Consider the following 21,290-nt stretch of genomic DNA (forward strand, 5'->3'; position numbering starts at 1 on the left):
TGTGGAAGGTCAAACACTCTCTGCGACATGCACCGCCACACCCGCCCGGGCCAGGGCGGCGGCGAGCGGCGGGGGTGGCGCGGTGTCGGTGACGAGGTCGGTGATGGTGGAGAGGTCGGCCACGCGCTCCAGGTAGCCGCGGCCGAATTTGCCGGAATCGAGGAGCAGGATCCGGCGGGGGCAGCGGTCCAGCATGGCGCGCTTCACCCAGGCGGCTCGGCTTTCCGCATCCGTCGGGCCTTCCAGGGTGAGGCCGGAGGCGCCGATCATCGCCACATCCGCGCTGAAGCGGCGGAGGAAAGCGTCCGTCTCCGCGCCGTAGAGGGCGCGCTCCGGCGCGTGGAACTCACCGGGGGCGACGAGCACGCGCAGCGCCGGCGCGTCGCCGGCCACGGCGGCGACGGGCAGGGAATTGGTAATGAGGGTGGCGGCCGTGCCGCGGGCGGCGAGGGCGCCGGCGAAGCGGGCGGTGGTGCTGCCGGCATCCACCATCACCACGGCGCCGGGCTGCACCAGGGCCGCGGCCGCGGCGCCGATCCGGGCGCGTTCCGCCCCCGCCATGGCTTCCCGCGCCAGGAGGTCGGGCTGCACCCCAGCATGGGTGACGGAGGCGCCGCCATAGGTACGGCGGACCGCGCCCTTGGCCGAGAGGGCCTCGATATCCCGCCGCACCGTCTCCCCGGAGACGCCGAAGCGGGTTGCCAGGGTGCTGATCCGCACCGTGGGGTCCGTGTTCAGCGCCTGGAGGATGGCCGCGTGCCGCGCCTCCTTCCCTGGCGCGCCTTCCTGTCGCCTTGCCATGGCCGCAGGGTGATGGGGCGGCCGGGTATGTGCAACCTACCACTTTATGACAGCGCTTCTGGCCGGGCGCGCCGCGCCGTGAGAGGCTGGCGGGCCATTCCTGCCGGAGCCGCCCGATGATCCGTCGCCGTTCCCTCGTCGCGGCCGGTGCCCTGCTGCCGCTGGCGGCGCGGGCCCAAGGGACAGCACAGGCGCCGGCCATGCCGGCGCCGGGCCGGCGGGACTGGGCGGCGCAGGTGCCGCAGATCCGGCTGGGCGTGCTGGGCGGCGAATCCGAGAGCGACCGGCTGGGCCGCTACGAGGGTTACCGCAAGCTGTTCGAGGATACCTTCGGCGTGCCGGCGCGCATGTTCTTCGCCTCCGACTACGCGGGGGTGCAGCAGGCCTTCGGGGCGAGGCAGCTGGAGATCGCGAACATGTCGCCGGCCGCCTATGCCGGCGTGTGGCTGGAGACGAATGGCGGCGTGGAGCCGATCCTCGTGACGAAGGAGCCGGACGGCACCACGAGCTACGTGGCGCTGATGTATGTGCGGGCGGATTCCGGGATCACGAGGCTGGAGGAGATGCGCGGCAAGGCGATGGCCTGGTCCGATCCCAACTCGGCCTCCGGCTACCTGATCCCGCGGGCGGAACTGCGGGCGGCGGGGATCAACCCCGAGAGCTTCTTCGGCCGCACGGGCTTCGCGGGCGGGCACGACCAGGCCTTGGTGGCCGTGCTGCAGAAGCAGTACGACGCGGGGGTGTGCTGGTCCTCCGGCCAGGGGGATGAGAGCAAGGGCTTCTCCCGCGGGGTGCTGACGGCGGCGGTGGAGAAGCAGCTGCTGGACATGAAGGACATCCGCATCATCTGGCGGTCCCGCCCCATCCAGAACGGGCCGATCGTGGTGCGGAGCGATCTTCCGGCGGCCTTCAAGAAGGACATAGTGGACTTCCACCTGGCGCTGCCGGCGGCGCACCCGGACATCCACCGCGCGGTGGAGCGGGGCAGCGCGGTGGGCTGGCAGCCGACGCGGCACGAGGACTACGCGGTGTTCGTGGACATGCGCCGGGCGGAGGCTTCGGAGCGGCGGCGGCGGAACTAGCTCCGGCGGTTCCGGCGCGGCGGGATGACGGGGGATGGCCGCCTGCAAGCGTGAGGGGGTGCGCTGCCCGGTCCGCCATGCCGTCCCGGCTATAAGCGGACGGCATAGCCGAGAAAGAGGATTTGATACGACGCGCCTGTCCCGGCCCGCCTAGGTTCCGCCCCGTCCAGGGTGGAAAATGGAGGAAGCGATGGGGGCCGACGAGCCGGTCATGGATGTTGCGCATCTCGGCCATGTCGAGCTGCTGACGCCGAAGCCCGAGGAGAGCCTGCGCTTCTTCACCGAGGTGATGGGCATGACCGAGAGCGGCCGGCAGGGCGACAGCGTCTTCCTGCGCGGCTGGGACGACTACGAGCGCTACTCCCTCCAGCTCACCGCCTCGAACACCTCCGGCCTGGGCCATGCCGCCTTCCGCACGCGCAGCGCGGCCGCCCTGGAGCGGCGCCTGGCCGCGCTGCGGGCGGACGGGGTGGAGGTGGTGGCCCATGAGGACAATCTCGGCCACGGCACGGGCTGGCACTTCCGCGACCCGGACGGCCACGTCTTCGAGCTCTACTGGGACACGGAGTGGTACGACCCGCCCGCGGATCGCCGCCCCTCGCTGAAGAACCAGGCGGAGCGCTACCCGGCGCGCGGCGTGAACGTGCGGCGCATCGACCACTTCAACTGCCTGGCCGTGGACGTGCGCGCCAACCGCGAGTTCTTCCAGCGCAACCTCGGCCTTCGCTGCACGGAGCGGATCGAGCTGGACAGCGGCGAGGAGGCGGGCATGTGGCTCACCTCCAACAACAAGTCCTACGACTTCGCCTTCACGAAGGAGGCGCACGGCGTGCCCGGGCGCTTCCACCACGTCACTTTCGCGCTCGACAGCCGCGAGGCGGTGCTGCAGGCCGCCGACACCTTCCTGGAAGCCGGCGTGCATATCGAGACGGGGCCGCACAAGCACGCCGTGCAGCAGACCTTCTTCCTCTACGTCTACGAGCCCGGTGGCAACCGGGTGGAGGTGGCCCATGCCGGCGCGCGGCTGATCCTGGCGCCGGACTGGAAGACGATCACCTGGACGGAGACGGAGCGGCGGAAGGGCCAGGCCTGGGGGCTGAAGACGATCGAGAGCTTCCACACCCACGGCACGCCGCCGCTTCCGGACCCGCTGCCCGACTTCGGCGAGGAGTCGTGATGCGCTTCCTCCTCGCCGCACTGGTGCTGCCGCTGGCCGCCGCCGAGGGCCGCCCGTTACCTGCCTTCCTCGGCGCCGAGCGCTTCGGCCCGCGGGGCGCAGGCACGCGGCCCTGACTGCAACACCCCGCCGCGGCCAGCCGTGATGGGCGGCCGCGGCAAGCAAACGAACACTGGAGGATCGCCCATGCTCACCCGCCGCACCCTCGGCCTGGCCTCGCTCGCCCTCGGCGCCCCCGCCATTGTCCGCGCGCAGGAGGCCGACTGGCCCAGCCGCCCCGTGACCATCATCGTGCCCTGGCCCGCGGGCGGGCCGACCGACACCTTCGCGCGCGTCCTCGCCGCCCGTCTCTCGCAGGATACCGGCAAGTCCTTCGTGGTGGACAACCGCGGCGGCGCCAACGGCACCATCGGCATGGGCAGCGCCGCTCGCGCGCGGCCGGACGGCTATACCTTCGTCTTCGCGCCGAACTCCACCTATGCGGTCGCGCCGCATCTCTATCAGACCAACTATAACCAGGAGCGCGACTTCGTGGGCGTCGGCCTGCTCGGCTCCATGCCGCTCCTCATGCTCGTGCCGCGCAGCTCGCCCGTGCGCAGCGTCGCGGACTACGTGGCCCAGGTGAAGGCGTCCCGCACGCCGAAGGTCTATGCCAATGCCGGCGTCGGCGCGACGTCGCACCTGGCGACGGAGCTCTTCCTGCAGATGGCCGGCATCCAAGTGACCGAGGTGGGCTATCGCGGCGGCGGCCCCGCGATCCAGGGCGTGATGGCCGGCGAGGCCGACATGTTCTTCATGCCCGCCGCCGCGGTGATGTCCTTCATCCAATCGGGCGACCTGCGCCCGCTGGCCAATACCATGCGGGTCCGCAGCCCCCTCCTGCCCGAGGTGTCGACCTTCGAGGAGCTCGGCTACGGGGGCTTCGAGGTGGTGGAGCACGCCGGCCTGCTGGCGCCCGCCGGCACGCCGCCCGCGATCCTGGAGCGCATGAACGCCGCCTGCGCCAAGGCCCTGGCGGCGCCGGAACTGAAGCCTCGCCTGGACGCGATCGCCGTCACGCCCGACGTGCGGCCCGTGGCGGAATGGCCGGCCTACTTCGCGGCGGAGAACGCGAAGTGGCGGGACTTCGTGCGGGCCCGCAACATCCGCGTGCAGTGAGGCGGCCGGGCGGGGCGGAGGAGTGTCCGGCGCCCCGCCGTAAGGGCGGATTCTGGCGCGAGGTGGCGGCCCTGCGATTCATCGCGCCTTAAGGGCTTCTCGGCAGACTTGCGGGCGAGGGCAGGCAAAAGCGCCTGCCGGAGGCCCGCATGCCAGATGCCGCGCTGTGTGAAGCCCCTGTCCGGCCTGAGTTCTGGCCGGGCAGGGCGCCGAGGGGGAGCGCCCTCTTCCCGGGAATGAGCGGCCATGCCTTCGCGGCGGCCTGCTTCCGGTCGGGACGGAGGGATCCGCCCCTCCCCGCCGGCACTGGGGCCGGCTGAGATGGGGGCGCGAATCAAGGCGCTGGTCTTTCCCTGCGGGACGGAGAATGGGGGAGAGATCCACGACGCGCTGCGGCACTCCCTGCATGTCGATATGATCGGCGCCTCCAGCCTGGAGGATCACGGCCGGTTCCGATTCCCGCGCTACTTCGGCGGGCTGCCCCGGATCGGGGAGGCAGGGTTCGACGAGGCCTTTTCCGCGCTGCTGCGCCGGGAAGGCGTGGGGATGGTTTTCGCCACCCACGACACGGTGGCGGAGTACCTGGCGCCGCGCGTGCAGGGCATGGGCACGCATTTGGTGAACGGCGACCCGGAGACGGCATCGGTCACGCGGCGGAAGAGCAGGACCTATCGCCTTTTCGCGGATTGCGGCTGGGCGCCGCGCGTCTTCGACACGCCGGAGGCGGTCACGGACTGGCCGGCGGTGGTGAAGCCGGATCGCGGGCAGGGCGGGCAGGGCGTGGCCGTGGCGCGGGATATCTGGGAGGCGCGGCTGGCCATGGCCGCGCTGGAGGAGCCCGTGGTGATGGAGCACCTGCCGGGCGCGGAGGTGACAGTGGACTGCTTCACGGACCGCCACCGGCGGCTGGTCTGGGCCGGGCCCCGCACGCGGGAGCGGGTGCGGGCCGGGATCGCGATGCGGTCCGAGGCGGTGGAGCCGGACGAGGCGATCACCGGCATCGCGGAGAGGATCAACGCGCGGCTGGTGATGCGCGGGCCCTGGTTCTTCCAGCTGCGGCAGGATCGCGATGGGCGCTGGAAGCTGCTGGAGGTGGCCTGCCGCGTGGCGGGCACCATGGTGGCGCAGCGGGCCCGCGGGGTGAACCTGCCGCTGATGGCGGTGCACGACTTCATGGGGCGCGACGTGGTGCCGCTGCCCAGCCCGCATGTGCGGCTGGTGGAGCGGCGGATCGCCACGCGGGCGCGGCTGGACTGGGCCTTCGACGAGGTCTTCGTGGACCTGGACGACACGCTGGTGGCCGACGGGCGGGCGGTGCCGGGCGTGGTGGCCTTCCTTTACCAGTGCGCGGGGGAGGGGAAGCGGCTGCACCTCGTCACCCGGCACGCGGGCGACCCGGAGGAGGCGTTGCGGCGGGCGCGGATCGCGCCGGGGCTGTTCGACGCCATCCACCACCTGCGGGCGGGCGAGCCGAAGGCGGGGGTGATCGGGGAGCGGGCGATCTTCGTGGACAACCACTTCCCCGAGCGCGCGGCGGTGGCCGCGGCGCGGGGCATCCCGGTGCTGGACGTGGATGCGGTGGAGTTCCTGCTGCGATGACGGAGGGGGCGGTGCGGAAGAACGAGGCGGGCGAGTTCATCGGGCTGCGGACCGGTGCGCAGGTGGAGCGCGACGCGCGCTTCAAGAGGACGGCACTGCGGCTGATCGAGGAGTCCGGGGAGAACTGGGCGGTGCACGCCCTGGCCGTGACGAAGCGGAACGCGCTGGCGCGGGTGCTGTACCTGGACGATCTGTACCGGCGCATCCTGCCCGTGCCGGGCGTGGTGCTCGAGTTCGGGGTGCAGTGGGGCGCGACGCTGGCGACGCTGCTGAACCTGCGGGCGCTGCACGAGCCCTACAACGCATCCCGCATGATCTACGGCTTCGACACCTTCAAGGGGTTCGCGGCGGTTGATCCCGAGGACGGGGCGGGGGTCCGGGAGGGCGATTTTCGCGCCCGGCCCGGGCATGAGGAAGGGCTGGACGACATCCTGGGTTACCACCAGTCCATCAACGCCTTCCCGGAGCACCGGCGGCACGCGCTGGTGAAGGGCGACGCCTCCCTGACGATCGGGCCGTGGCTGGAGAGGAACCCGCACGCGGTGGTCGCCCTGGCCCTGTTCGACATGGACCTCTACCGGCCGACGCGGGACGTGCTGCAGGCGATCCGGCCCCGGCTGGTGAAGGGATCGCTTCTTGTCTTCGACGAGCTGAACTGCCCGTTCTTTCCCGGGGAGACGGCGGCGGTGGCGGAGGTGCTGGGCCTGGGGAATTGCCGGCTGACCCGGCACCCGCTGCAGAGCTACTGCGCGGTGATGGAGGTGGGGTAACGCGCCTCTCCCGAAGGTGAGGGCTTCCGGGTTTCTCGCGGCTGCGAAACGGCGTAACCCGGCCGCATGACCGCCCCGCCGCCGCGCCGACCGCTGATCCTGGCCTCCGTCATGGTCGCGCTGTTCATGGTCTCGATCGAGTCCACCATCGTCTCCACGGCCATGCCGCAGATCGCGGGGCGGCTGGGGGACGTGCACCTCTACTCCTGGGTCTTCGCGGCCTTCCTGCTGACCCAGACGGCGACGACGGTGGTCTTCGGCAAGCTGGCGGACCTCTATGGCCGCCGGCCGGTGATGCTGGTGGGGATCGGGATCTTCCTTGTGGGATCGCTGCTCTGCGGCTTCGCCTGGTCCATCCCCTCGCTCATCGTCTTCCGGCTGGTGCAGGGGGTGGGGGCGGGGGCGGTGCTGCCGATGGCGCAGACGGTGGTGGGCGACCTCTACTCCGCGCAGGAGCGGGGGAAGATCCAGGGATTCCTGGCGAGCGTCTGGGGGCTTTCCTCCGTGCTCGGGCCGCTCGCGGGCGGCATCATCGTGGAGAGGGCGAGCTGGCCCTGGATCTTCTGGATCAACCTGCCGATCGGCATCCTCGCCGCCGCGGGCTTCGCGCGCTTCCTGCAGGAGACGGTGAGGCGGGAGCGGCGCCCGGTGGACGTGGCGGGGGCGGCGCTGCTGACCCTTGCGGTCGCCGCGCTGATGGCGGCGGTGACGGATCCCGGCACGCCGCTCTCGATCGCGGCCGCGGCCGTGTTCCTGCCGGCGCTGGCGACCTTCCTGTGGTGGGAAACGCGGGCGGCGGACCCGGTGCTGGACATCGCGCTCTGGGCGCGGCGGGCGATCGCGATGAACAACATCGTCGTCTTCCTCGGCGGGGCGGCGCTGATCGGGCTGACCACCTTCCTGCCGATGTACGTGCAGGGCGTGCTCGGACGCTCCGCCCTCACCGCCGGCTTCGCGCTGACGATGACGGTGCTGGGCTGGCCGGTGGGCGCCGCGGTCGGCGCGCGCTCCTTCGGCCGGCTGGGGCTGCGCGGGTGCCTGCTGCTGGGGGCCGCGCTGATGCCGGTGGGGGCGGTGGCCTTCGTGCTGCTCGGCCCCGGCTCCTCCCCGGTACTGGCGGGGGCGGGGTCCTTCGTGATCGGGCTGGGGATGGGCTTCCTGAACACCGCGGCGGTGGTGATGGTGCAGGAGGTGGTGGGCTGGTCCCAGCGGGGGGCGGCCACGGCCTCCGCCATCTTCTCGCGCAACCTGGGCAGCGCGCTGGGGGCGGCGGTGCTGGGCGGGGTGCTGAACCTCAGCCTCTCGCGCAGCCTGGCCGGGGGGATGGACTCCGAGGCCCTCCGGCGCCTGCTGGAGGGCGGGGGCGGCGCGGTGGGGGATGCGGCGGTGCGGGCCGCGCTGGACGGGGCGCTGCACCTGACCTTCTGGGCGGTGCTGGCACTCTCGCTGGGCTGTCTGGTGGTAGGGTTCCTGGTGCCGCCCGTGGTGATGCGGCCCCGGGTGGTGGAGGCGGCCGCGCCGGCGGACTAGGGCGGTCCTCCTTCGCCCGGGCTCGCCCGGCCAGGGACAGGCCGCCGGATCAGGCCACCGAGCCGGGGTCGCAGTTCCCGCCGCAGACCAGCACGCCGACCCGCGCCCCCGGGGGTGGGGTCCAGGCGCCGGAGAGGAGGGCGGCCAGGGCCGTGGCGCCGCCGGGTTCCGCCACCACGCGGGCGGCGGACCAGAGGCGGCGCTGGGCGGTGCGGATGGCCTCGTCCGTCACCAGGACGGATTCGCGGATCGCGCCCTGGGCGATGGGGAACATGAGGCCCCCGACGCGGCGGGCGCCGAGGCTGTCCGCGGCCAGGCCGCCGACGGGTGCGTCCACGGGGTGCCCGGCGGCAAGGGCTTCGTGGAGGGTGGGGCAGCCTTCCGGTTCCACGGCCACGACGGCGACGCCGGTTCCGGCGAACCAGGAGGCGACGCCGCCGATGAGGCCGCCGCCGCCGACCGCCACCAGAACATGGGTCAGGCCGGGGAAATCGGCCTCGAACTCGCGCGCGGCGGTGCCCTGGCCGGCCAGGACCTCCGCTTGGTCATAGGCGTGGACGGAGAGGGCGCCGGTCTCGGCGCGGCGGGACTCGCTGGCGGCGAAGGCTTCCGCGTAGGTGTCCCCGCCCTGGACCACCCGCGCCCCGGCCTCCGCGATGCGGGCAACCTTGGCGGGGGCGGCGATGGCGGGAACGTAGATCTCCGCGGGGATGCCGAGGGCGCCGGCGGCGTGGGCCACCGCCGCGCCGTGATTGCCGCCGGAGGCCGCGATGACGCCCCGGGCGGGGTTGCCGGCCTGGAGCAGGGCGTTGAAGGCCCCGCGCGCCTTGAAGGAGCCGCTGACCTGCATCGACTCGAGCTTCAGCGCCACGTCGGAAGGGGCGCCCAGGGCCGCGCCAGGCAGGGTGAGGACGGGGGTGCGGCGGATATGCGCGGCGATGCGGGCGGCGGCGGCTTCGATGGCGGGGCGGCTGGTCATGCCGGTGGCATGGCCCCGCGATGCCGGCCTGTCCACCCTCGGGCCACCCTAGGGCCACCCTTGGGCCCTCCCATGGGTCCCGCTTCCGCCGCCGCCGGATTTCTGCCACGTTCCCGCGCCTGTCCGGGGTGTCACCGTCCAGCCATGCTGCAACACGGCAGTTGTGCCGCACGCGATGCGGGGGGCCTCCTCCAGGGGGTGCTCCTGCTGGGCCCGCCGGGTGCGGGCAAGTCCGACCTTCTCCTCCGCCTGACGGGCGGGGGATGGCGGCTGGTGGCCGATGACCAGGTGGTGCTGCGGGACGGGGGCGGCGCGCTGCGGGCGGCCGCGCCCGAGGTGCTGCGGGGCATGATCGAGGTGCGCGGCCTGGGGCTGATGGAAGGGCTGGACTCGGAGGCGGAGGCGCCGCTGGCGCTCGCCGTGGACTGCGTCGCGCGGGGGGAGGTGCCCCGCCTGCCGGAGCCGGCCCGCTTCGAGGCGCTGGGCCATGCCCTGCCGCGGATCGCGATCCACGCGCCGGACGCCTCCGCGCCCCGCAAGCTCGAACTGGCCCTGGACGCGATCGCCGGGCGGATCGGCTGCCGCGCCGGCGCCCTGGAACGGGTGCCCTATCCGGAGCGTGCACCCTGATCGCGCCCGCACACTCGGTGCCGCGCCCGGTGGTGGTCCTCACCGGCCTTTCCGGGGCGGGGAAGTCCTCTGCCCTGCGGGTGCTGGAGGATCTCGGGATGGAGACGGTGGACAACCCGCCGCTGGCCATGCTGGGCGAGCTGCTCTCCGGCACCGGGACGGGGCCGCTGGCGATCGGGGTGGATACGCGGACGCGGGGCTTCGACGCCACCGCGCTGCTGGCCGGGCTGGACGCGCTGCGGGCGCGGGGCGCGGCCTCGCCGGAGCTGGTCTTCGTGGATGCCGCCGAGGAGGTGCTGCTGCGCCGCTTCTCCGAGACGCGCAGGCGGCACCCGCTGGCGCCGGCCGGCGCGGCGGGGGGCGGCGTGGCGGACGGCATCGCGCGGGAGGCGGCCATGCTGGCCCCGCTGCGCGAGGCGGCGGATTGGGTGATCGACACCTCCGGCCTGCCCCTGCCGGAGCTGCGGCGGATGATCGAGCGGCGCTACGGCGCGGCGGGGGTGGCGGGGATGTCCGTCACGGTTGGGTCCTTCGCCTATCCGCGCGGGCTGCCGCGGGAGGCGGACCTGGTGATCGACCTGCGCTTCCTGCGGAACCCGCATTACGACCCGGCGCTGCGGCCGATGACCGGGCGGGATGCCCCGGTGGCCGCCTATATCGAGGCGGATCCGGAGTGGGGCCCATTCTGGGGGCGCATGACGGCGCTGCTGGACCCGCTCTTGCCGGCCTATGAAACGGGGGGCAAGAAGTACCTGACGCTGGCCCTGGGTTGCACCGGCGGCAAGCACCGCTCGGTCCTCGCGGCGGAGCGGCTGGCGCGGCACCTGGCCGGGGCCGGCTGGCCGGTGGAGCTGACCCATCGGGAGCTGGGAATTCGGGAGGCGATCCCCGCCGCCGACTCCCAAGGGGCCCACCCGCACACCATATCGATGCTCAGAGCATGATCGAAACCATTCCGGCCGCGCCTGCCGCGGCCCCCACCCCCATGACCATCCCCCTTTCGGCCCAACCCCGCCTGCTGCGGGCGGCCGCGCTGGACCGCCGATGATCGGATTCGTCCTTGTCACCCATGGCCGCCTGGCCGAGGAGCTTCGCCTCGCCATGGAGCATGTCATGGGGCCCCAGAAGCACGTCTCGACCATCTGCATCGGTCCCGAGGACGACATGGAGGGCCGCCGCGGCGACATCCGCGCGGCGGTGGACCAGGTTGACCAGGGCGACGGGGTGGTGGTGCTGACCGACATGTTCGGCGGCACGCCCTCCAACCTCGCCGCCTCCATGAAGAGCCTGTGCAACGGATCCGATTGTGGCGGGCACCAGGTTGAGGTGATCGCGGGCGTGAATTTGCCGTTGCTGGTGAAGCTGGCCCGCGTGCGCGGGACGGAGCCGCTGGCCGAGGCGGTGGACCATGCCGTGAATGCCGGGCGCAAGTACATGGCCACCGCCGGTGAGCTCTGCGGCGCGCGGCGGGGCTGAGGGGGAGAGGAAAGCGATGAGCGGGAACACCACGTCTGCGCCGAAGCTTTCGGGGGCACCGAAGCCGGAGGGCGCGCCCATGCCGCTGCGACGCAGCCTCGTGATCCGCAACCAGCGCGGCCTGCACGCGCGCGCCGCCGCGAAGCTGGTGACGCTGGCGGAGAAGCACTGCTCCTGCCTGTCCGTCTCGCATGGGGGGCAGACGGTGCCGGCCTGCTCCATCATGGGGCTGATGATGCTCGGCGCGGGCAAGGGTGCCACGATCGTGCTGGAGGCCGAGGGCTGGGATGCGCGGGAGGCGCTGGACGAGGTGGCCGCGCTGATCGAGGCTGGCTTCCACGAGGACTGACGGGCTTCGCGCCCGCTGTTGAGGGCCGCTGGCGCGGCCAGCCCCGGCAGGAGGCCGGGATGGAGGATTGATGAAGACGGACGGACCTGCCGCACCGCGCCCCACGGACGGAAAGTCCGGGGAGATGCGCGACGGCAAGTCCGCCGAGGGGAAGGCCCCCGAGAAGGCCGCCGAGCTGAAGGCGGCCGAGGCGCGCAAGAGCGGGCGGCGGGCGCGCGAGCTGACGATCAAGGGCATCGCCATCTCCCCCGGTGTCGCCATCGGGCCGGTCTTCGACGTGGATGCGGCCCCGGCGGCCGCGCCCCGCCGCGCCATCAAGGAGGCGCAGGTGGAGGGGGAGAGGAACCGGCTGACAGAGGCCGTCTCCACCTCCCGCAAGCAGGTGGGCAAGCTGAAGTCACGGCTGGCGATCCTGCCCGAGGAGGCGCAGGAGGAGCTGGAGCCGCTGCTGGACGCCTATGCGATGATGCTGGGCGAGAGCCGGCTGATCCGCGGGGCGCGCAAGCGGATCGAGGCGGAGCTGCTCTCGGCCGAGACGGCGGTGAGCGACGAGGCGGACGCGATCGCGGGCGCCATCCTGGCCGCCAAGGACGACGACAAGGCCGGGCTGCGGCGCCGCGCGGGCGAGGTGCACGAGATCGCGCGCCGCCTGACGCGCAACCTCACGCAATCCGGGTTCCGCTCCTTCAAGGAGGTGCCGGAGGGCTCCATCCTCGTGGCGGAGGAGCTGACGCCGGCGGATGCGGCGCTGCTCGATCCCTCCCGCATCGCCGGGGTGGCGACTGAGGAGGGCGGGGCGGACGGGCACACGGCCATCATGCTGCGGGCGCTCGGCATTCCGAGCGTGCTGGGGCTACCCGGGCTGACCAATGCGCTGGCGCGCGGCGACCAGGCGGTGCTGGACGGGCGCGCGGGCACGATCGTGCTGCGGCCGGGCCGGGAGGCGGTGGCCGAGGGGCGCCAGGGGATCGCGGCCTATGCGCGGGAGCGCACGCGGCTGGGGAAGCTGCGGCGCCTGCCCTCCGTGACCACCGACGGCGAGGAGATGGAACTCCAGGCGAACCTGGAGATCCCGGCGGAGCTGCCGCTGATCGCCCAGGCCGGTGCAGCCGGGATCGGGCTGCTGCGGACCGAGTTCCTGTTCATGAACCGCCAGGGCCTGCCGGACGAGGAGGCGCATTTCGAGGCCTATCGCCAGATCGTGGAGGGCACGGACGGGGCGGGCGTGACCATCCGCGTGCTGGACTGGGGCGGCGAGAAGGACATGGAGGCGCTGGCCGAGGGGGTGGAGCCCTTCCATGCCGGGCCGAACCCGGCGTTGGGCCTGCGCGGCATCCGCATGCTGCTGCGGCGGCCGGAGCTGCTGGAGGTGCAGTTCGCGGCCATCCTGCGCGTGGCGGCCATGGGGCCGGTGCGTGTGCTGCTTCCGATGGTGACGATCCCCGAGGAGGTGCGGGAGGCGCGGGAGATCTACGACCGCGTGGTGAAGCGCGTGCGGCGCCGCGGCGTGGCCCTGCCGGAGAAGCTGCCGCCGCTGGGCGCGATGATCGAGACGCCGGGCGCGGCGCTGGCGGCGGACGCCATCGCGCTGGAGGCGGATTTCTTCGCGATCGGCACCAACGACCTGGCCATGTACACGCTGGCGGTGGACCGGGCGGAGGCGGAGGTCGCCCACCTGTACGACCCCTTGCACCCGGCTGTGCTGCGGCTGATCCAGTTCGCGACGGAGGCGGCGCTGCGGCTGCGGATGCCGGTTTCTGTGTGCGGGGAGATGGCGGGGAATCCCCGGCTGGTGCCGCTGCTGATGGGGCTGGGGCTGCGCAGCCTTTCCATGAACGCCAGTGCCATCCCGCGGGTGAAGCAGATGGTGCGGAGCCTGAACGTGGACGACTGCGCCCGCTTCGCGCGGCGGGTGATGGAGCAGAGCGACCCGAAGCGGATCCAGGAGCTGGTGATGGAGTTCCTGCCCGGGGAGAAGGGCTGACGGGGCAACGATGGCCTAGTGCCCTGACGCCGCGCGCGATCCGTGCCACTTTCGGGGCCTGGATCGCGGGGCCGGGGCGCCCCGGCCGGGTCCTAGGAAGCGAGGTTCAATGGATCAGGGCTTGTCTGTCGTCCCGGAGGCCCGCAACGGGCGCGACCGGGAACGGGACCTGCGACGCGTCGGCGTGCACAGGGACTACTGGTATCCCCTGGCCTGGTCCACGGAGCTGAAGCCGGGCAAGGCGCTGGCCGTGGGCTTCGCAGGCGATCCGATCGTGCTGGTGCGGCCGAAGCAGGGGCCGGTCTTTGCGCTGGAGGACCGCTGCGCCCACCGGCAGGTGCTGCTGAGCAAGGGGGTGGTGGAGGGCTGCGCGATCCGCTGCGGCTACCACGGCTGGGCCTATGACCAGTCCGGGCAGTGCACGGACGTTCCCTATCTCGGCAAGGGGAAGCTGCCCAACGGCGTGCGCGCCTATCCCTGCCGCGAGGTGGAGGGGCTGATCCTGGTCTTCCCCGGCGATCCGGCGCTGGCGGATTCCGTGCCGCTGCCCGGGCTCGGTTCGGTCGCGAACCCCGCCTACAAGACGCGGCGCTTCGGGCGCGAGGTGGGCTGCCACTACAGCTTCATGCATGAGAACCTGATGGACATGAACCATCAGTTCCTGCACCGGAAGCAGATGGGGAACATGGTCCCGCGCTACATGGGCGGGGCCAAGGGCGAGGACTTCGTCGAGGCGCGCTACACCTTTTCCCGCGTCGGCGGGAAGCAGCCCTGGGCGGAGGCGGCGATCTTCGGGGAGCGCCGGGCGGTCGGGACCGAGGCCTCCACCGCGCAGAAGGACCTGATGACGATCCGGACGGAGTATCCGTACCAGACCTTGCGCATCCAGACCGGGGACGACGCGCCGGTGATGGATCTGTGGATCTCCTACGTGCCGACCGACGCGGAGCAGAAGCGGAACCGCACCTTCGGCCTGCTCTCCATCAAGAAGCCGAAGATCCCCGGGCTGCTGGAGGCGGGCTGGCCGATCCTGATCCTCTTCACCGAGCGGATCTTCAAGGAGGACCGCGAGATCGTGGAGATGGAGCAGGCCGCCCACGACGCGCAGGGGGAGGACTGGAACCAGGAGGTCTTCCCGGTGATCCGCAACCTGCGGACGCTGCTTCGGGAGCGCGGCGGAGAGACGATCGGGTAGGTTCCGGGTGGCCCCAGGGGGCGCTGCCCCCTGGACCCTCGGGCAAACGCGCAGCGTTTGTCCCGAGCCAAGGGCCTGAGGCCCTTGTATCCCCATCTGGCTACCGCTGCGCCGTCCTGACGCGGGGTCTCGGCGTGAAGGGCTCTTTCCTGCCCTTGCAGTCGCCTCGGCTCCATGAGCCGAGGCGCACCGTCAGCGAAGTGATTCCAACTTCCAAAAGAAGATGATGGTGAGGGGTCCGGGGAGAGGAAGAATTCCTTCTTCCTCTCCCTGGCCACGGACCACCATCGCAGGATCAGGCCGGCACCACCGGCGACTTGTCGCGCTTCAGCGCCTTCATGACCTGGTCGTCCAGCTTCAGGTGCGACTGGAGCAACTGCGGTGGCGTCAGCGCCATCCACTGGTTCAGCGAGAAGTCGGCGTAATAGTCGCTGCGGAACATCTCGAGGAAGCGCAGCGGGGTGGTGCCGGTGTTCTCGATATAGTGGCCGGTGGCGAAGGGGACGTAGCCGACGTCGCCCGCCGCGAAGTCGAAGGTGCGGGCCTGGCCGGAGGCGGCGAAGACGCCCATGCGGCCCTGGCCTTCGATGTAGTACTGCCACTCGTTCGTGTTGGGGTGCCAGTGCAGCTCGCGCAGGCCGCCGGGCTCCAGCTCCACCAGCGCGGCGGCGATGGTCTTGGAGGCTTTGAAGACCGAGGAGTCGGTGATGCGGACGGTGCCGCTGCGCGTGCGGATCGGGTCCTGCGCGAGCATGCGGTGGCTGAAGTTCGCGTCCGAGGGAACCTGCGGGACGGGCATGCGGTCCGCGTCCAGCGGGCCGGGGAGCGGGGCCTTGAAGATGTAGAGTTCGTCGGGGCTCGGCGTGTGGCCGAAGAGGTTGGCGGGGACGCCGAAGTTCTTGCCCAGCACCTCGGGCGGCACGCGGCGGAACCAGTCGCTGATGAGGAAGGTGCTGTCCTCGTCGAAATGGCCGTCATCGAAGACGAGGAGGAACTCGCAGCCGTCCTCGCCGAGGCCCTGGATGGAGTGCGGGGTGCCGCCGGGGAAGTACCAGAGGTCGCCGACGCCGACATCGTCCACGAACTGGCGACCCTGCGCGTCGATGGCGGTGATGCGGGCGCGGCCGTAGAGCATGTAGGCCCACTCCGCTTCCTTGTGCCAGTGGAGCTCCCGCACGCCGCTGGCGTTGAGGCGCATGTTCACGCCGGCGATGTCGTTGGAAACGCCGAGCTCGCGCACCGTGACCTGGCGGGTCCAGCCGCCGCTCTCCTGCCGCACATGGGCATCGGCGTAGGAGAAGCGGAGGTTGGGCAGGGTGCCGTGATCGGTGGCAGGCGGGTTGAGCATGTCCGGGTTGGCCCGGTCTCGCGCGAGGTTGCGCGGGCCGGGATCGGTGCCGCCGCGCCCGGGGCCGCGGCTGGGCTGCGGGGCGCCGTCCGGGCTCTGGGCACGTGCCAGGGCCGGGGCGAGGGCTCCCGCCGCGGCGGCGCTGGCGATCATGGCGCGGCGGGATACCGGATCGGTCATTGGGGGTCGCTTTCGCTCGCTGTTCAGGTTCTCGGTGCGCGGCCCGCGGCCGTGCCGTCCTGATGGGGGGAGCGGCGGATGACGCTTCCATGGGCGAACGGATGAGGTTCAGGCCATGAAAAACACGGATTGGTGCAGTGCATTCAGAATGACATAAACATATCCTGATATGGCTTATCCACTTGGCCTGGGGTGCCCTCCCGTGATACGCGCCTTCCCGATTCCGGAAGGCCCGCCAGACATGCCCGATACCCTGCCCCCGAAGACTGACTACGTCGTCGCCGACCTCTCCCTCGCCCAGTGGGGCCGCAAGGAGATCGAGATGGCCGAGGATGAGATGCCCGGCCTGATGGCGACCCGCCGCGAGTACGGGAACAGCCAGCCGCTGAAGGGCGCCCGCATTGCCGGCTGCCTGCACATGACGATCCAGACGGCCGTGCTGATCGAGACGCTGAAGGCGCTGGGCGCGGACGTGCGCTGGTCCTCCTGCAACATCTTCTCCACGCAGGATCATGCGGCGGCGGCGATCGCCGCTTCCGGCACCCCGGTTTTCGCCATCAAAGGCGAGAGCCTGGAGGATTACTGGAACTACGTGCGCCGCACCCTCGAGTGGGCGGACGGCGGGGAGCCGAACCTGCTGCTGGACGATGGCGGCGACATGACGCTGCTGGTCCATTACGGGCTGCGGGCGGAGCAGGGCGACATCGCCTTCCTCGACAAGGCGACGAACGAGGAGGAGACGGTGTTCTTCGCCCTCATCAAGCGCACGCTGACCGAGAAGCCGGGCTGGTTCGCCAAGCTGGCGGCCTCCATCAAGGGCGTGTCGGAGGAGACGACGACGGGCGTGCACCGCCTCTACGTGATGGCGAAGGAGGGCAAGCTGCTCTTCCCCGCGATCAACGTGAACGACAGCGTAACCAAGTCGAAGTTCGACAACCTCTACGGCTGCCGCGAGTCCCTGGTGGACGGCATCCGCCGCGGCACGGACGTGATGATGGCCGGCAAGATCGCCTGCATCGCCGGCTACGGCGACGTGGGCAAGGGCTCGGCCGCCTCCCTCCGCAACGCGGGCTGCCGCGTGATGGTGACGGAGGTCGATCCGATCTGCGCGCTGCAGGCGGCGATGGAGGGCTATGACGTCGTGACGATGGAGGAGGCCGCCCCGCGCGCCGACATCTTCGTGACGGCCACCGGCAATGTGGACGTGATCACCGCCGACCACATGCGCGCGATGAAGCATCGCGCGATCGTCTGCAACATCGGCCACTTCGACAGCGAGATCCAGGTGGCGGCGCTGCGCAACTACAAGTGGACGAACATCAAGCCGCAGGTGGACGAGATCGAGTTCCCCGACGGGAAGAAGATCACGCTGCTCTCCGAGGGGCGGCTGGTGAACCTGGGCAACGCCACGGGTCACCCCTCCTTCGTGATGTCCGCCTCCTTCACCAACCAGACGCTGGCGCAGATCGAGCTGTGGACGAACGGCGCGGCCTACGGGAAGCAGGTCTATACCCTGCCGAAGCACCTGGATGAGAAGGTGGCCTTCCTGCACCTGGAGAAGGTGGGCGCGAAGCTGACGAAGCTGACCCAGCAGCAGGCCGAGTATATCGGCGTGGCGCAGCAGGGGCCTTTCAAGGCCGAGTTGTACCGCTACTGAGCCGGGCGCGAGCCCTGGTTCGAGCCCGGGGGGAGGGAACTCCCCCCGGGCTCTTTTTGTTTTCCGACTGTGGCGCACAAACCAAGGGTTTGTCGTGTAGCCTTACCCCGGCCCCTTAACTTGACCGGGAAGACCATGCCGCGCGCAAGCCGATCCGCCTCCAGTACTCCGGTCGAGGCCGAGGTGGGCATGAATCCCTTCGGCACCCCGGCCGGGATCCGCCGCTTCGCCTCCCCCGCCGTGAAGGCGGCGCTGATGCGGCGGGGCGGGCAGCTTCTCGGCATGATCGCGGGGCTGCTGGGGCTGGCGGTGCTGGTGGCGCTGGCCAGCCACGACCCGGGCGACCCCTCCCTCTCCACCGCGACCAGCCGGGCGCCGGCGAACCTGGCAGGGCCCTTCGGCGCCATGGTGTCCGACGTGCTGTTGCAGGGCTTCGGCTGGGCGGGGCTGCTGCCGGCGGCCTGCCTGCTGACCTGGGCGCTGCGGCTCTCCACCCATCGCGGGCTCTCGCCCTTCCCGCTGCGGGTGGCTGCGCTGCTGGCGGGGCTGCCGCTGCTGGCGGCCGTTTTCTCCACCACGCCGCTGCCGGCGCCCTTCCCGGGCGGCACGGCGGGCGGTGCTGTCGGGCCGCTGATGCGGGACGCGGTGGACGAGACGATCGGCGCCGTTTTCGGGCCGCTGGGATCGGCGCTGGGGAATTCGGCGCTGGCGGCCATGGCGGTGGCGGCGACGGTGCTGGCGCTGGCCATCCCGCTCTCCTCCTGGCGGCGCGCGGGCGGGGTGGCGGCGCGGCGGAGCCATGGGCTGGCCGGGAACATCCTGCGCCGCCGGTCCGAGGCGCGGGCGCGCGCGGCGGAGGCCCGCATGGCGCGGGCGCGGCTGCATCACGGGCATGAGGAGCCGGCGGAGCCGCAGGGGCTGCTGGCGCGGGTCTTCGGGGCGCCGACGCGCCTGGGCGAATCCCTGGCCGGGATGATCCGGCGGCGGCAGGAGCCCTCGCCCCAGCTCTCTCAGCTGCTGCGGGCGGCCGATGCCGCGGCCGAGGAGGCGCCGGCTTCGCGCCCCGCGCCGCGCAAGGCGCCGAAGCTTGAGCCGGAGGTCGTGGCCGGGCGCGCGGCGGAGGAGATGAAGGGCGACAAGATCGGGGGCGACAAGACGGGGAGCGAGAGCCCGCGCATCGCCGACCGGGTGCTGCCGCCGCGGCGCCTGCCGATCGGGGAGACGGTGAAGAAGGGCGATGACGGCAAGTTCCGCCTGCCGCCTCTCTCGCTGCTCGCCCCGGCGCCACCCCGGCGGGACAGCGGCCCCTCCCGCGAGGCGCTGGAGGAGAATGCGCGGATGCTGGAATCCGTGCTGGAGGATTACGGCGTGCGCGGGCGGATCGCGGATATCCGCCCCGGCCCGGTGGTGACGCTGTACGAGCTGGAGCCGGCGCCGGGGACCAAGTCAGCCCGCGTGATCGGGCTGGCGGACGACATCGCGCGCAGCATGTCCGTGCTGGCCGTGCGCATCGCCACCGTGCCCGGGCGCAACGTGATCGGCATCGAGCTGCCGAACACCAAGCGGGAGATGGTGTTCTTCTCCGAGATGATGGAGGCGGAGGACTGGGCGCGGAACCCGGGCAAGCTGCCGCTGGCGCTGGGTAAGGACATCGGCGGGGCGCCCGTGGTGGCGGACCTGGCGCGGATGCCGCACCTGCTGATCGCGGGCACCACCGGTTCCGGTAAGTCGGTGGGGATCAACACGATGATCCTCTCGCTGCTCTACCGCTTCGGGCCGGACGAGTGCCGCTTCATCATGATCGACCCGAAGATGCTGGAGCTCTCGGTCTATGACCGGATCCCGCATCTGCTGGCGCCCGTGGTGACGGAGCCGCCGAAGGCGATCGGCGCGCTGAAGTGGACGGTGCGGGAGATGGAGCGCCGCTACAAGGCGATGTCCCAGCTCGGCGTCCGCAACATCGGCGGCTACAACGAGAAGGTGGTGGCGGCAAATGCCCGGGGCGAGCAGATCACCCGCCGCGTGCAGACGGGCTTCGACCCCGAGACGGGCAAGCCCGTGTTCGAGGAGCAGCCGCTGAACCTCGTCTCGCTTCCCATGATCGTCGTGGTGATCGACGAGATGGCGGACCTGATGATCGTGGCGGGCAAGGAGATCGAGGCGGCGGTGCAGCGCCTGGCGCAGATGGCGCGCGCGGCCGGCATCCACGTGATCATGGCCACGCAGCGGCCTTCGGTGGACGTGATCACCGGCACCATCAAGGCGAACTTCCCGACGCGCATCTCCTTCGCCGTGACGTCGAAGATCGACAGCCGCACCATCCTCGGCGAGCAGGGGGCGGAGCAGCTGCTGGGCCAGGGCGACATGCTGCACATGGCCGGCGGCGGGCGCGTGAACCGCGTGCACGGCCCCTTCGTCTCCGACGAGGAGGTGGAGCGCGTGGTGGAGTACCTGCGCGAGCAGGGCGAGCCCGCCTATATCGAGGAGGTCACGGAGACCGAGGACGAGGAGGATTCCGGCCCCGTCTTCGACGCCACCGCCAACGGCGGCGAGAAGGGGCTTTACGAGCAGGCCGTCGCGCTCGTGTCCCGCGAGGGCAAGGCGAGCACCAGCTTCGTCCAGCGTCACCTCAACATCGGCTACAACCGCGCGGCGAAGCTCATCGAGCAGATGGAGCGCGAGGGCGTGGTGGGGCCCGCGAACCATGTGGGCAAGCGCGAGGTGCTGCAGCGGGTGGGGGCGGATGACTGAGGCGCACCGCTTCGCGCCGGACGGCGGCATCCCGAACTCCCGGTTGCCGCTTGTGGTCTGGCGCGGGGCGCTGGGCGCGGATGCCGGGGCCATCGCCCGGCATTTCGCGGGGCATGGCTGGTCCAACGCCTGGACGGACGGCGTGTTCGGCTACCATCACTTCCACAGCAACGCGCATGAGGTGCTGGGCGTCTCCCGCGGCACCGCGCGGGTGCGCTTCGGCGGGCCTTCGGGCGAGGTGGTGGAGCTGCGCGCGGGCGATGCCCTGGTGATCCCGGCCGGGGTTGGGCATTGCCGGGAATGGGCGAGCGACGATTTCGAGGTGGTGGGCGCCTATCCCGGCGGGGCGGATTACGACATCCGGCGCGGCGACCCCGCCGAGGCGGCGGAAGTGGCGCGGCGGATCGCCGCCGTGCCATTGCCGGCCGGCAATCCCGTGGATGGCAGGGCGATGCCGGGCTGGTAGCGCCCGGCCCCCGTTACCCTATCAGCGCCGCTGGTTCAGCAGCCCTTCCAGGTAGGTGCCGTAGCCGCTCTTGCTCTGCTTCGCGGCCAGGGCGCGGAGGGTGGCGTCGTCGATGAAGCCCATGCGCCAGGCCACTTCCTCCGGCGCGTTGACCTTCA

18 protein-coding genes are annotated in these 21,290 nt (G+C 71.7%); 15 read left to right on the top strand and 3 right to left on the bottom strand.

Annotated features, from left to right (window positions below; genetic code table 11):
* Positions 1–9 precede the first annotated feature (9 nt).
* Positions 10–801 carry a DeoR/GlpR family DNA-binding transcription regulator gene (locus NRP21_RS15430; protein WP_257717113.1) on the bottom strand — a complete coding sequence of 264 codons (792 nt, stop codon included), beginning with the start codon at positions 799–801 and terminating at the stop codon, positions 10–12.
* Positions 802–917: 116 nt separating this feature from the next.
* Here NRP21_RS15430 and phnD point away from each other — a divergent pair, with 116 nt between their 5' ends.
* The 6 genes from phnD to NRP21_RS15460 all read left to right on the top strand — a co-directional run bounded on the left by phnD (position 918) and on the right by NRP21_RS15460 (position 8,117).
* Entirely contained in the window at positions 918–1,883 is a 966-nt protein-coding gene (gene phnD, locus NRP21_RS15435) for a phosphate/phosphite/phosphonate ABC transporter substrate-binding protein (protein WP_257717114.1), read from the top strand.
* Between the two features lie 190 nt (positions 1,884–2,073).
* Complete coding sequence (locus NRP21_RS15440; RefSeq protein ID WP_257717115.1) at positions 2,074–3,060, top strand: catechol 2,3-dioxygenase; 987 nt, start codon at positions 2,074–2,076, stop codon at positions 3,058–3,060.
* A 186-nt stretch (positions 3,061–3,246) separates the two neighbouring features.
* The gene (locus NRP21_RS15445) at positions 3,247–4,218 is read left to right on the top strand and encodes a Bug family tripartite tricarboxylate transporter substrate binding protein (protein WP_257717116.1); all 972 of its coding nucleotides are present in this window, start codon (positions 3,247–3,249) and stop codon (positions 4,216–4,218) included.
* 321 nt (positions 4,219–4,539) lie between these two features.
* Positions 4,540–5,817: an ATP-grasp domain-containing protein gene (locus NRP21_RS15450; protein WP_257717117.1), complete on the top strand. Its 1,278-nt coding sequence runs from the start codon at positions 4,540–4,542 to the stop codon at positions 5,815–5,817.
* Positions 5,814–6,587: a TylF/MycF/NovP-related O-methyltransferase gene (locus NRP21_RS15455; RefSeq protein ID WP_257717118.1), complete on the top strand. Its 774-nt coding sequence runs from the start codon at positions 5,814–5,816 to the stop codon at positions 6,585–6,587. The genes NRP21_RS15450 and NRP21_RS15455 overlap by 4 nt, the downstream gene beginning before the upstream one ends.
* 66 nt (positions 6,588–6,653) lie before the next feature.
* The gene (locus NRP21_RS15460; RefSeq protein ID WP_257717119.1) at positions 6,654–8,117 is read left to right on the top strand and encodes an MDR family MFS transporter; all 1,464 of its coding nucleotides are present in this window, start codon (positions 6,654–6,656) and stop codon (positions 8,115–8,117) included.
* 49 nt (positions 8,118–8,166) lie between these two features.
* Here NRP21_RS15460 and NRP21_RS15465 read toward each other — a convergent pair whose 3' ends face one another.
* Positions 8,167–9,096 carry a serine/threonine dehydratase gene (locus NRP21_RS15465; protein WP_257717120.1) on the bottom strand — a complete coding sequence of 310 codons (930 nt, stop codon included), beginning with the start codon at positions 9,094–9,096 and terminating at the stop codon, positions 8,167–8,169.
* 198 nt (positions 9,097–9,294) lie between these two features.
* Between NRP21_RS15465 and NRP21_RS15470 the strand changes: the two genes are divergently transcribed.
* The 6 genes from NRP21_RS15470 to NRP21_RS15495 all read left to right on the top strand — a co-directional run bounded on the left by NRP21_RS15470 (position 9,295) and on the right by NRP21_RS15495 (position 14,730).
* Positions 9,295–9,726: an HPr kinase/phosphorylase gene (locus NRP21_RS15470; protein WP_257717121.1), complete on the top strand. Its 432-nt coding sequence runs from the start codon at positions 9,295–9,297 to the stop codon at positions 9,724–9,726.
* Positions 9,727–9,743: 17 nt separating this feature from the next.
* A complete protein-coding gene (gene rapZ / locus NRP21_RS15475; protein WP_257717122.1) occupies positions 9,744–10,670 on the top strand; it encodes an RNase adapter RapZ in 927 nt (308 codons plus the stop codon).
* A 100-nt stretch (positions 10,671–10,770) separates the two neighbouring features.
* On the top strand, positions 10,771–11,202 hold the full coding sequence (locus tag NRP21_RS15480) for a PTS sugar transporter subunit IIA (protein ID WP_257717123.1): 432 nt from the start codon (positions 10,771–10,773) through the stop codon (positions 11,200–11,202).
* Positions 11,203–11,281: 79 nt separating this feature from the next.
* Positions 11,282–11,551 (top strand): HPr family phosphocarrier protein, encoded by a 270-nt coding sequence (locus NRP21_RS15485; RefSeq protein WP_257717124.1) that lies wholly within the window; start codon positions 11,282–11,284, stop codon positions 11,549–11,551.
* A 124-nt stretch (positions 11,552–11,675) separates the two neighbouring features.
* The gene (gene ptsP, locus NRP21_RS15490) at positions 11,676–13,535 is read left to right on the top strand and encodes a phosphoenolpyruvate--protein phosphotransferase (protein ID WP_408639634.1); all 1,860 of its coding nucleotides are present in this window, start codon (positions 11,676–11,678) and stop codon (positions 13,533–13,535) included.
* Between the two features lie 109 nt (positions 13,536–13,644).
* On the top strand, positions 13,645–14,730 hold the full coding sequence (locus NRP21_RS15495; protein ID WP_257717126.1) for an aromatic ring-hydroxylating oxygenase subunit alpha: 1,086 nt from the start codon (positions 13,645–13,647) through the stop codon (positions 14,728–14,730).
* Between the two features lie 295 nt (positions 14,731–15,025).
* Here NRP21_RS15495 and NRP21_RS15500 read toward each other — a convergent pair whose 3' ends face one another.
* On the bottom strand, positions 15,026–16,258 hold the full coding sequence (locus NRP21_RS15500) for an oxalate decarboxylase family bicupin (protein WP_257717127.1): 1,233 nt from the start codon (positions 16,256–16,258) through the stop codon (positions 15,026–15,028).
* Positions 16,259–16,499: 241 nt separating this feature from the next.
* Here NRP21_RS15500 and ahcY point away from each other — a divergent pair, with 241 nt between their 5' ends.
* The 3 genes from ahcY (at position 16,500) to NRP21_RS15515 (ending at position 21,132) form a co-directional block, all read left to right on the top strand.
* Positions 16,500–17,915 carry an adenosylhomocysteinase gene (gene ahcY / locus NRP21_RS15505; RefSeq protein WP_257717128.1) on the top strand — a complete coding sequence of 472 codons (1,416 nt, stop codon included), beginning with the start codon at positions 16,500–16,502 and terminating at the stop codon, positions 17,913–17,915.
* 135 nt (positions 17,916–18,050) lie between these two features.
* Complete coding sequence (locus NRP21_RS15510) at positions 18,051–20,666, top strand: FtsK/SpoIIIE family DNA translocase (RefSeq protein WP_257717129.1); 2,616 nt, start codon at positions 18,051–18,053, stop codon at positions 20,664–20,666.
* Complete coding sequence (locus tag NRP21_RS15515) at positions 20,659–21,132, top strand: cupin domain-containing protein (protein WP_257717130.1); 474 nt, start codon at positions 20,659–20,661, stop codon at positions 21,130–21,132. Before NRP21_RS15510 ends, NRP21_RS15515 begins: the two co-directional genes overlap by 8 nt.
* Positions 21,133–21,290 lie beyond the last annotated feature (158 nt).

The organism is Roseomonas populi, assembly GCF_024594815.1.
In the GTDB taxonomy this organism is placed as follows: domain Bacteria; phylum Pseudomonadota; class Alphaproteobacteria; order Acetobacterales; family Acetobacteraceae; genus Roseomonas; species Roseomonas populi.

Coding starts and splice junctions, on each gene's coding strand:
- phnD (WP_257717114.1), top strand. CDS start 918: ATGATCCGTCGCCGTTCCCTCGTCGCGGCCGGTGCCCTGCTGCCGCTG.
- NRP21_RS15465 (WP_257717120.1), bottom strand. CDS start 9,096: ATGACCAGCCGCCCCGCCATCGAAGCCGCCGCCGCCCGCATCGCCGCG.
- ahcY (WP_257717128.1), top strand. CDS start 16,500: ATGCCCGATACCCTGCCCCCGAAGACTGACTACGTCGTCGCCGACCTC.
- NRP21_RS15455 (WP_257717118.1), top strand. CDS start 5,814: ATGACGGAGGGGGCGGTGCGGAAGAACGAGGCGGGCGAGTTCATCGGG.
- ptsP (WP_408639634.1), top strand. CDS start 11,676: ATGCGCGACGGCAAGTCCGCCGAGGGGAAGGCCCCCGAGAAGGCCGCC.
- NRP21_RS15460 (WP_257717119.1), top strand. CDS start 6,654: ATGACCGCCCCGCCGCCGCGCCGACCGCTGATCCTGGCCTCCGTCATG.
- NRP21_RS15500 (WP_257717127.1), bottom strand. CDS start 16,258: ATGACCGATCCGGTATCCCGCCGCGCCATGATCGCCAGCGCCGCCGCG.
- NRP21_RS15480 (WP_257717123.1), top strand. CDS start 10,771: ATGATCGGATTCGTCCTTGTCACCCATGGCCGCCTGGCCGAGGAGCTT.
- NRP21_RS15450 (WP_257717117.1), top strand. CDS start 4,540: ATGGGGGCGCGAATCAAGGCGCTGGTCTTTCCCTGCGGGACGGAGAAT.
- NRP21_RS15495 (WP_257717126.1), top strand. CDS start 13,645: ATGGATCAGGGCTTGTCTGTCGTCCCGGAGGCCCGCAACGGGCGCGAC.
- NRP21_RS15440 (WP_257717115.1), top strand. CDS start 2,074: ATGGGGGCCGACGAGCCGGTCATGGATGTTGCGCATCTCGGCCATGTC.
- NRP21_RS15445 (WP_257717116.1), top strand. CDS start 3,247: ATGCTCACCCGCCGCACCCTCGGCCTGGCCTCGCTCGCCCTCGGCGCC.
- NRP21_RS15515 (WP_257717130.1), top strand. CDS start 20,659: ATGACTGAGGCGCACCGCTTCGCGCCGGACGGCGGCATCCCGAACTCC.
- NRP21_RS15510 (WP_257717129.1), top strand. CDS start 18,051: ATGCCGCGCGCAAGCCGATCCGCCTCCAGTACTCCGGTCGAGGCCGAG.
- NRP21_RS15485 (WP_257717124.1), top strand. CDS start 11,282: ATGCCGCTGCGACGCAGCCTCGTGATCCGCAACCAGCGCGGCCTGCAC.
- NRP21_RS15430 (WP_257717113.1), bottom strand. CDS start 801: ATGGCAAGGCGACAGGAAGGCGCGCCAGGGAAGGAGGCGCGGCACGCG.